The 8,033-nt window shown below is 73.2% G+C and carries 5 protein-coding genes, 4 tRNA genes and 1 pseudogene; 4 read left to right on the top strand and 6 right to left on the bottom strand.

All coding sequences use genetic code 11. From position 1 onward, the window contains the following. Positions 1-194: 194 nt before the first annotated feature. Positions 195-1,598, top strand: a complete 1,404-nt coding sequence (locus tag ABZ479_RS41325; RefSeq protein WP_500466399.1) for a vWA domain-containing protein — start codon at positions 195-197, stop codon at positions 1,596-1,598. Beyond that, positions 1,595-3,451, top strand: coding sequence for an ATP-binding protein (locus ABZ479_RS41320; RefSeq protein WP_500466398.1), 1,857 nt, complete (start codon positions 1,595-1,597; stop codon positions 3,449-3,451). The genes ABZ479_RS41325 and ABZ479_RS41320 overlap by 4 nt, the downstream gene beginning before the upstream one ends. Here the strand turns inward: ABZ479_RS41320 and ABZ479_RS41315 are convergent, their stop codons facing one another. The 6 genes from ABZ479_RS41315 to ABZ479_RS41290 form a co-directional block, all read right to left on the bottom strand. Then, complete coding sequence (locus ABZ479_RS41315; protein ID WP_500466397.1) at positions 3,452-4,630, bottom strand: leucine-rich repeat domain-containing protein; 1,179 nt, start codon at positions 4,628-4,630, stop codon at positions 3,452-3,454. Between the two features lies 1 nt (position 4,631). Beyond that, positions 4,632-5,993 (bottom strand): SDR family NAD(P)-dependent oxidoreductase, encoded by a 1,362-nt coding sequence (locus tag ABZ479_RS41310; protein WP_500466395.1) that lies wholly within the window; start codon positions 5,991-5,993, stop codon positions 4,632-4,634. 35 nt (positions 5,994-6,028) lie between these two features. Next, positions 6,029-6,101: transfer RNA gene (locus tag ABZ479_RS41305), tRNA-Ala, on the bottom strand. A gap of 15 nt (positions 6,102-6,116) precedes the next feature. Further along, a tRNA-OTHER gene (locus ABZ479_RS41300) sits at positions 6,117-6,189 on the bottom strand. Between the two features lie 20 nt (positions 6,190-6,209). Continuing rightward, positions 6,210-6,281 (bottom strand) — tRNA-Asp (locus ABZ479_RS41295). Between the two features lie 14 nt (positions 6,282-6,295). Then, positions 6,296-6,368: transfer RNA gene (locus ABZ479_RS41290), tRNA-Arg, on the bottom strand. 178 nt (positions 6,369-6,546) lie between these two features. On the opposite strand from ABZ479_RS41290, the gene ABZ479_RS41285 reads away from it, so the two are divergent. Continuing rightward, complete coding sequence (locus ABZ479_RS41285) at positions 6,547-7,902, top strand: M14 family metallopeptidase (protein WP_500466394.1); 1,356 nt, start codon at positions 6,547-6,549, stop codon at positions 7,900-7,902. Between the two features lie 34 nt (positions 7,903-7,936). Further along, positions 7,937-8,033: pseudogene (locus ABZ479_RS41280) on the top strand (sigma factor-like helix-turn-helix DNA-binding protein); the annotation flags it as partial.

Below are 8,033 nucleotides of genomic sequence, written 5' to 3'. Positions count from 1 at the left end.
CACCCCCCAGGTCATCCGTTCGACAGGGGGACACAGTCATACCGGGCCCGGAGGCCAGCGGCCCTCTTGCAGGACCGCGAAAAACATAACGGGGGCGCCGGGGAGGACGCCGGTGACCGGTTGTCAGTGCCCTCTGGTAACACTGAGTCACCAGGGGAACCGGAGGGTTCGGGGCACGGAAGTGGGGGGCTGACATGGGATTCGACGAGCGGTCACGACGACGACCCGTGGTCGACCTCGCCGACCGGCGGGCGCTGGAGCGATGGCGTCCGGCGGATCCGGACGTCGTGGCGGAGGCGGAGCGGCTGAAGGAGGCCGCGCTGCTCGACTTCGGGCTGACCGAGTCGGCGGTGGCGTCCTGGCTGTACGCCAAGTGCCCGCACCAGATCGCGACCACGGCCGTGGACACCGCGGCGGTGGTGGCCTCGGGGGACGGCTCGGTGCTGCTGCTGTACAACCCCGGGTTCTTCGTCGACCTCGGGCTGGAGGGGGTCAAGTTCGTCCTCTTCCACGAGGCCCGGCACGTGGTCCACCGGCATCTGCTCGCGGAGCCGGCGCTGCGGGACGACCCGGTCTTCACCACGGCGGCCGAGGTGGCCATCAACCACGTGGCGCTCGTGCGCCTGCGGCGGGACTCGATGCCGTTGCGGGACGGCCGCCCGACCGGGGTGGACCCGCACGAGGTCCACGCCGCGTACGAGCGGGATCTGACGGAGCAGGGGCTGACGCCGCTGCCCTACCCGGAGTTCGTCGAGACCGACATGGGCGTCTACACCGAGCTCAAGCGGATGAAGCACCCGCCGGTGCCTCCGGGGGCACTGTGCGTGCACCTGGCGGGCGAGGGCGTGCCGGGTGACCAGGGGACGATCGACGAGCTGGTCTCCTCGTCCCTGCTCAACGCGTTGCTGGCCGCGCGGCGCGGGCACACCGGTGCCGAGCGGGAGCTGCTGGACCTGATGGACCGCACCGAGGGCGCCTCGGAGCGCACGGCCCGGCTGTGGGGCCGGCTGGGCGCCGGTGCGCTGCGGGGCGAGACGGCCAGGACGGGGCGGGTGGACTGGTGGCAGCGGTGGCTGGTCGACGTGGTCGCCTCGAAGCTGCGGGAGGGCGAGCGGCTGGTCTACCCGAAGAAGCGGGGTGCGCTGCTGGCGGTGCTCGGGCACGACCCGATGCTGTCGCGGCGCGGCCCGGTCCGTGACAAGGTCCTGGTCATCGCCTACGACACCTCGGGGTCGATGCCGGGTTCCGTGATCACCTGGCTGACCGAACTGGTGGGGCGCATCGAGGGCGTGGAGGCGCACTGGCTCTCCTTCGACGGCGTGGTGATGCCCTTCGTCCCCGGGGAGCGGGTCTACGGCGGCGGGGGCACGAGCTTCCAGGCCGTGGCCGACTACGTGGAGGGGCGCACGGAGGTCCGGGGCCGGCGCTTCGAGGAGCGTCCCGACGCGGTGATCGTGCTGACCGACGGCTACGCCCCGCACATCACGCCGCGGGATCCCGACAGGTGGATATGGCTGATCACCGAGGGCGGCGACGACTGGCCCGACGCCCACACCCCGCCCATGGCCTGCCACCGCGTCACGACAGGAGCGAAATGACCACCACCGCGGCGACCGCCACGGCCGGCCCCCGGCCCTGGCGGGCCAACGCCACCTATCCACGACCGCCCGAGGGCCGCCCCGAGGTCTCCCGGCTGGAGTCGTTCATCGACGCGATGATCGACATGGGCCAGACCGGGCAGGTCTTCGGCGAGCACGGCATCGGCAAGACGTCGACGTTCTTCTCGCACGTCGCCGAGGCCCACCCGCACGCCGAACTGGTCTACGTGCCGGCCGCCAACCTCACCCCGGACGACCTCCTGGTCAACGCCCCGGTCCGTGATCCGCACACGGACGAACTGGTGCTGCGCCAGCTGGTGATGAGCCAGTTGCGGCCGGGGCGCCCGTTCGTGCTGCTCATCGACGACTCGCTGCAGGCCGGCGAGACGATCCAGTCGCAGCTGATGCAGATCGCCTGCAACTGGACGCTCGGCGAGTACGACCTGCGGGCACTGGGCTGCGTCGGGGTGTTCCTCAGCGACAACGAGTCGCTGTCCGAGACGGCCGCTCGCCGCGGCGACCTGGCCGTCCTCGACCGCATGGTCACGGTGCGGGTGACCGCCAACGACACGGCGTGGCGGCGCAAGCTCGCCGAGAAGTACCGGGACCGGGACCTGAACGGGGTCTTCGCCGTGTGGGCGTCGCTCGGTCCCGCGGTGCGAGAGCTGCTCTCCCCACGCACCCTGGACCACGTCCTCGCCAACGCGCGGGAGGGCTTCCCGCTGCGCTGGGGGCTGCCCCTGGTCAACGGCGAGCGGCTGCGCCTGGCCGAGCCCCGGCCGGACGGCGGACCGGGGCAGGACCGGACGGCGGAGATCCTCGACCGGATCGCCGCGGAGCTCGGTGTGCCCAATCCGGCCACCGTGCCGGACCCGGTGCGCTCGGTGGTGCGCGCGGCACTGCGCAACCGGTGGTCGGTGCTGCTCCAGGGGCCGCCCGGTTGCGGCAAGACCGAGGTGGTGCGCGAGACGCTGCGCGAGGGCCTGGGCCGGGACCCGCTGTACTTCTCGCTGCCGGTGACGAACGTCGAGGACCTGTGCGCGCCCGTCCCGGACCGCAACGGCTCGCTGGACACCCTGCTGGCGCAGAAGTTCACGGGGAGCGAGCCGAAGGCGATCGTCTGGGACGAGTACAACCGGCCCAAGGACAAGGCGGCGTTCGCCAAGCTGATGGAGATCACCCAGGAGTGGTCGCTGGCCGGGCGCCCGATCGAGAACCTGCGCGCCCAGATAGCGGTGCAGAACCCGCCCTACCATCTGGGCCGCCGGCTGATGGTGTCCCGCAACAACATCGCCCAGGCGACCCGCTTCACCGCCTCGCTCACCGTGGAGCCGGGCGACATCCCGGCCAACGAGTGGCTGATCGCGCGGTACGGCGGCCTGGCCGAGACGGTGCTGGAGTGGTGGAAGCACGACATCGACGAGGACGGCCGCGCCTGGATCACCAAGCGCACCATCGAGCGGCTGATCAAGCTGCACCAGCGGGGCCTGCCGCTGCAGATGGCCACCGTCTACCTGGGCGACGGCGAGTACGCCCCGGTGCCGCTGACCGCTCTGGTCGACCGGCTGGCGAACCGCTCGGTGACGGGGCTGCGCGAGCTGGCTCGGGACGTGGACGCCTGGGAGTCCCGGCTCAGACGTGCCCGGGAGGAGTCCGGGGAGGGCAACGACGAGACCGACGTCGTCCACCAGGTGATCGCCAACGCGGAGCTGTCCCAGCTCAAGCGGCACCGCAAGGCGGTCGCCCGGCTGGTGGCGCTGCTGCCGCCCAAGCTGCGCTCCACCTACCTGGTGGGGGCCTCGGAGCAGACGCAGCGCTTCTGGATCGAGACCTTCGCCCGTATGCCCCGCTGATCAGCCGCCGGTGCGGTGGACGCTGTGCACGGCGGCCACGTCCGCGGGGACGGCCGGCGTCGGCAGGTGCGCGCTGAGCGCGTCGAGCCGCCGCCGGACACTGGTCGCGATGCCCTTTCCGAGGACGTAGCGGGTCGCGGTCGCGGCCGCCGGGGCGGTGTCGAGCAGACGGTGCGCCTCGCGGCTGCGCATCCCGGTGTGGGCCAGCACGAGATGGGTCAGCCGGTGCGGCGCCGCGCTCAGTGCCGCGCCCATCGCCGTGGCCGCCTCGGTGTCGACCCGGTTGTCCGCGGCGCCCAGGACCCGGGCGGCCTTGACCCGTCCCAGGTCCAGGAGTTCCACGCCCGCGGCCGTCGCGGCCGCGACCAGCCGGGCGCAGGCAGCCGGCCCGATGCCGTTGCTGGCCACGGAGAGCCGGACCAGCCGGCCGTACGGTGCACGGGCGAGGGCCTCGGCGAGCAGGAGCGCACCCTCGTCGCCGAGGCGGGCGGCCGACACGTACAGTTCGGCGACCGCTCCGGTGGTGACGAGGGTCGTCAGGCAGGCCGCGCCGGCCGTGCCGAGGGCGTTGCCGCCCACGAACAGCCGCTCGACGGCGCGTCCCGAGCGGGCGGCGGCGACGAGCGCGTCGGCCAGCACGGCGAGGCCCGCCGGGTCGAGGCCGGTCTGCACCAGGTCCAGCGTGCGCAACGACCGTGCGGCCTCGACGAGTCCGGCGCCCGCCTCGCCGGCGCCGCCGCCGAGCGGGTTGCGCTTCAGCCAGACCCCGGTGACGGCCTGCGGGGAGGCCCGCAGGTTGTCGGCGATGCGGCAGGCGCCGCCCGCCGTGATGCCGTTGCAGCCGAGGTAGAGCGTCCGGACGCCGGTGTCCCGGGTGCGTTCGGCGACGGCGGCGGCACCCTCGTCGCCGAGCCCGTCGGTGCCGAGCAGCAGATGGCGCACGGCGCCGGTGGCCGGTGCCTGGCGCAGCGCCTCGGCGACCGCCGCGGCGCCCTCCGGGCCCAGCGCCTGCTTGCACAGGTCGAGGCGCCCGTCGGGCAGGGCGGTCCCGGCCGGGAAGTCCCGGCGTTCGGCCACCGTCTCCCCGCCGCGCAGCCAGCCCAGCAGCGGCTCGAGGTCGGCGGCCGGACGTGGCACGACCTCGGGGACACCCGCGTACGGCGGCCGGTCGTCCGTCATGTCACCACTCGGCTTCCTGGTAGTCCTTGAGGAAGACGCCGGAGAACGGGTGCCCGGCCTCTCCGCGCACGATCGGGTCGTAGACCCGGGCCGCGCCGTCCACGACGTCCAGTGGGGTGCGGAAGCCCTGACCGGCCAGCCGGTTCTTCTTCGGCAGCGGGTTCTCGTCGGTGATCCAGCCGGTGTCGACGCTGCACATGTGGACCCCCTGCTCGGCGAGCGCGGGCCCGCTGGTGCGGGTCAGCATGTTCAGGGCGGCCTTGGCCATGTTGGTGTGCGGATGACCGGCGGTCTTGTTGCGCACCGCGAAGCGGCCCTCGACGGCGGTGACGTTGACGATGTAGCGGCGCGGCCGCGGGGAGGCCAGCAGCAGGGGCAGCAGGCGGTCGCAGAGCAGCGCGGGGGCGAGGGAGTTGACAAGCTGGGTCTCCAGCACCTCGGCGGGATCGAGGCCGCCGAGCTCGGCCGACCAGGAGTTCTCGGGGGCCGTGTCGGGCAGCAGCCCGGCCTCGTCGGTCCCGGTCAGCAGGAGTTCGGCGGTGGGACCGGCGGCGGACGGCAGCGCATGGACGGTGCCGAACCCGGGCGCGGTGAGCATCCCCCCGTTCCGCGGCCCGGCGGGCAGCGGGGCCCGTTCGCCCGCGGTGAGCGCCGCGTACGACTCGGGGGGCCGCCGGACCGTCTGGGCGGCGTTGTTGACCAGGATGTCCAGCGGCTCGCCGCTCTCGCGGAGCCGTTCGCACAGGCCGACGACCTGACGGGGGTCGCGCAGGTCGACGGCGACGACGGTGAGCCGGTGCAGCCACCGCTCGCTGCCGGGCGCCTCGGCGAAACGGCGCAGCGTGTCGCGCGGGAAGCGGCTGGTGACCAGGAGTTCGGCCCCGTCCCGCAGCATCATCAGGGCCAGCTGGAAGCCGATCTTGACGCGGCCGCCGGTCAGCAGCGCGCGCCGGCCGGTGAGGTCGGTCCCGGCCCGCCGCCGCGCGGTGTTGTCCACGGCGCAGTCGGGGCACAGCAGGTGGTAGAAGGCGTCCGCCCGCCGGTAGGGGGACTTGCACACGTAGCAGCGGCGGGGCCTGGTGAACTCCCCCGCCGCGCCGCCCTGCGGCGTCTCGGCGAGGGGTGCGTCCTCGCGGCGTTCGCGTGCGCCGGTCGCCGTGGCGGCCACGACCTCCGCGTCCGCCGTGGCGCGGTCCTCGCGCCGGGACTTCCTGCGTCGCAGCCGGCCGTCGCGCGCGAAGGAGGCGGCCACCTGCTCGGCGCGCAGCCGTACCGGGTCGTCGGGGGGCAGTTCGCGCAGCTTGCCGACCACCGCGTCGAAGGCGGCGAGTTCCGCCTCCGTGATGTCGCCCGTGTCCCCCATGACTCCCACCGATGTCCCGCCGTCGCGCGGGGGGATGGATCCGGCCGGATTCGAACCGGCGTATCCGATCTTGCGGAGTCGGCGCGCCTGCCTCTGCGCTACGGACCCGTGCTCCCCCGGCTGCCCGGACGGCCGGATTCGAACCGGCGTGATCCCTCCTTGAGGGGAGGGGCGCCTGCCTCTGCGCTACGTCCGGGCATTGCGATGATCCTATCGGGGGCCCGGCCGGATTCGAACCGGCGTATCCGCCTTGACAGGGCGGCGGGTCTGCCTCTGCCCTACGGGCCCGTGTGCCCCGACTGCCCGGACGGCCGGATTCGAACCGGCGTGTTACGCCTACGCAAGGCGGTGCGCCTGCCTCTGCGCTACGTCCGGGCATTGCCGCGATCCTACCGGCGCCGCAGCTCCCGCTCCGGGCGGGCCCCACCGGCCAATCCACCGGAGGATTCCGGGCGTTCACCGCCGAAGCGCGCATTCCTCATTGACGAGGTCATGCCATTTACGCACGATCGGTCCGCACTCCTGCGCCACCCCCACATCCAGGAGGACGACCATGCGCATCCCCCGGACCGGCAGACGGGCGGCGGTCACCGCCGCGCTGCTCGCCTGCGCCCTCGCCACCTCGCTCGCCGTGCAGGCCGACGCCTCACCCGCCACCGCCGGCGGCCGTCCCGTCGCGGCCGCCGCCGACGAGGTCGTCCGGCAGTACGAGGTGGCCGGCACCGGCAGCGTCGCCGCCCGTACGGCCCTCGCCGCCCACGGCGTGTCGATCGACGCGGCCCGCAGCCACTCCACCGTCGTCACCGCGAACGCCGCCCAGGCCGCCGCGCTGCGTTCCGCCGGCTACCGCCTCACCGCGCTCCCCGCACCGCCCGCGGCGAGCGCCGCGGGCCGCGGCGCCGAGGGCGACGCCTCGGTGCTGGACTTCCCCGGCTCCGACTCCGGCTACCACAACTACGCGGAGATGACCGCGGACATCAACTCCCTGGTCGCCGCGCACCCCGGCATCATGCGGCAGCAGGTCATCGGCACCTCCTACAGCGGACGGAACATCGTCGCCGTCAAGATCAGCGACAACGTCGGCACCGACGAGGCCGAGCCCGAGGTGCTCTTCACCCACCACCAGCATGCCCGTGAGCACCTCACCGTCGAGATGGCGCTCTACCTGCTGCACCAGTTCGGGGACGGCTACGCGACCGACAACCGCGTCAAGAACATCGTCGACTCCCGCGAGATCTGGATCATCCCGGACCTCAACCCGGACGGCGGCGAGTACGACATCGCGACCGGCGCCTACCGCAGCTGGCGCAAGAACCGCCAGCCCAACTCCGGCACCTCGGCCGTCGGCACCGACCTCAACCGCAACTGGAGCTACCGCTGGGGCTGCTGCGGCGGCTCCTCGGCCTCGAAGTCGAGCGAGACCTACCGCGGTGCGTCCGCGGAGTCCGCACCCGAGGTCAGGCTGGTCGCGGACTTCGTGCGCGGGCGGGTCGTCGGCGGCAAGCAGCAGATCACCGCGGGCATCGACTTCCACACCTACAGCCAGCTCGTGCTGTGGCCCTTCGGCTACACCACCGCGAACACCACCACCGGCATGACGGCCGACCAGTACAACACCTTCGCCACCTTCGGCCGCACCATGGCGGCCACCAACGGCTACACCCCCGAACAGGCCAGCGACCTCTACATCACCGACGGGTCGATCGACGACTGGCTCTGGGGCACCCAGGGGATCTGGGCGTACACCTTCGAGATGTACCCGGGCCCGAACGGCTCCTCGGGCTTCTACCCGCCCGACGAGGTGATCCCCGCGCAGACCAGCCGCAACCGCGAGGCGGTGCTGCTGCTCCTGGAGAACGCGGACTGCATGTACCGCGCCATCGGCAAGCAGGCGCAGTACTGCTCCTGACCGGGACGGCCCGGCGGGCCCCGCGGCGCCCCGCGCGGCCAGGACCCTGGGCATCCCCCCGGGAACGGTCAAGTCCCGGTCGCACTACGCGCTCAAGGCGCTGCGCGACTTCTGCCGCCACCGGCCCGTCG

The sequence above is a fragment of the Streptomyces sp. NPDC005722 genome (assembly GCF_040630935.1).
In the GTDB taxonomy this organism is placed as follows: Bacteria; Actinomycetota; Actinomycetes; order Streptomycetales; family Streptomycetaceae; genus Actinacidiphila.
Note: the sequence above shows the minus strand (reverse complement) of the source record. Positions and strands in the feature narration are given on the sequence as shown.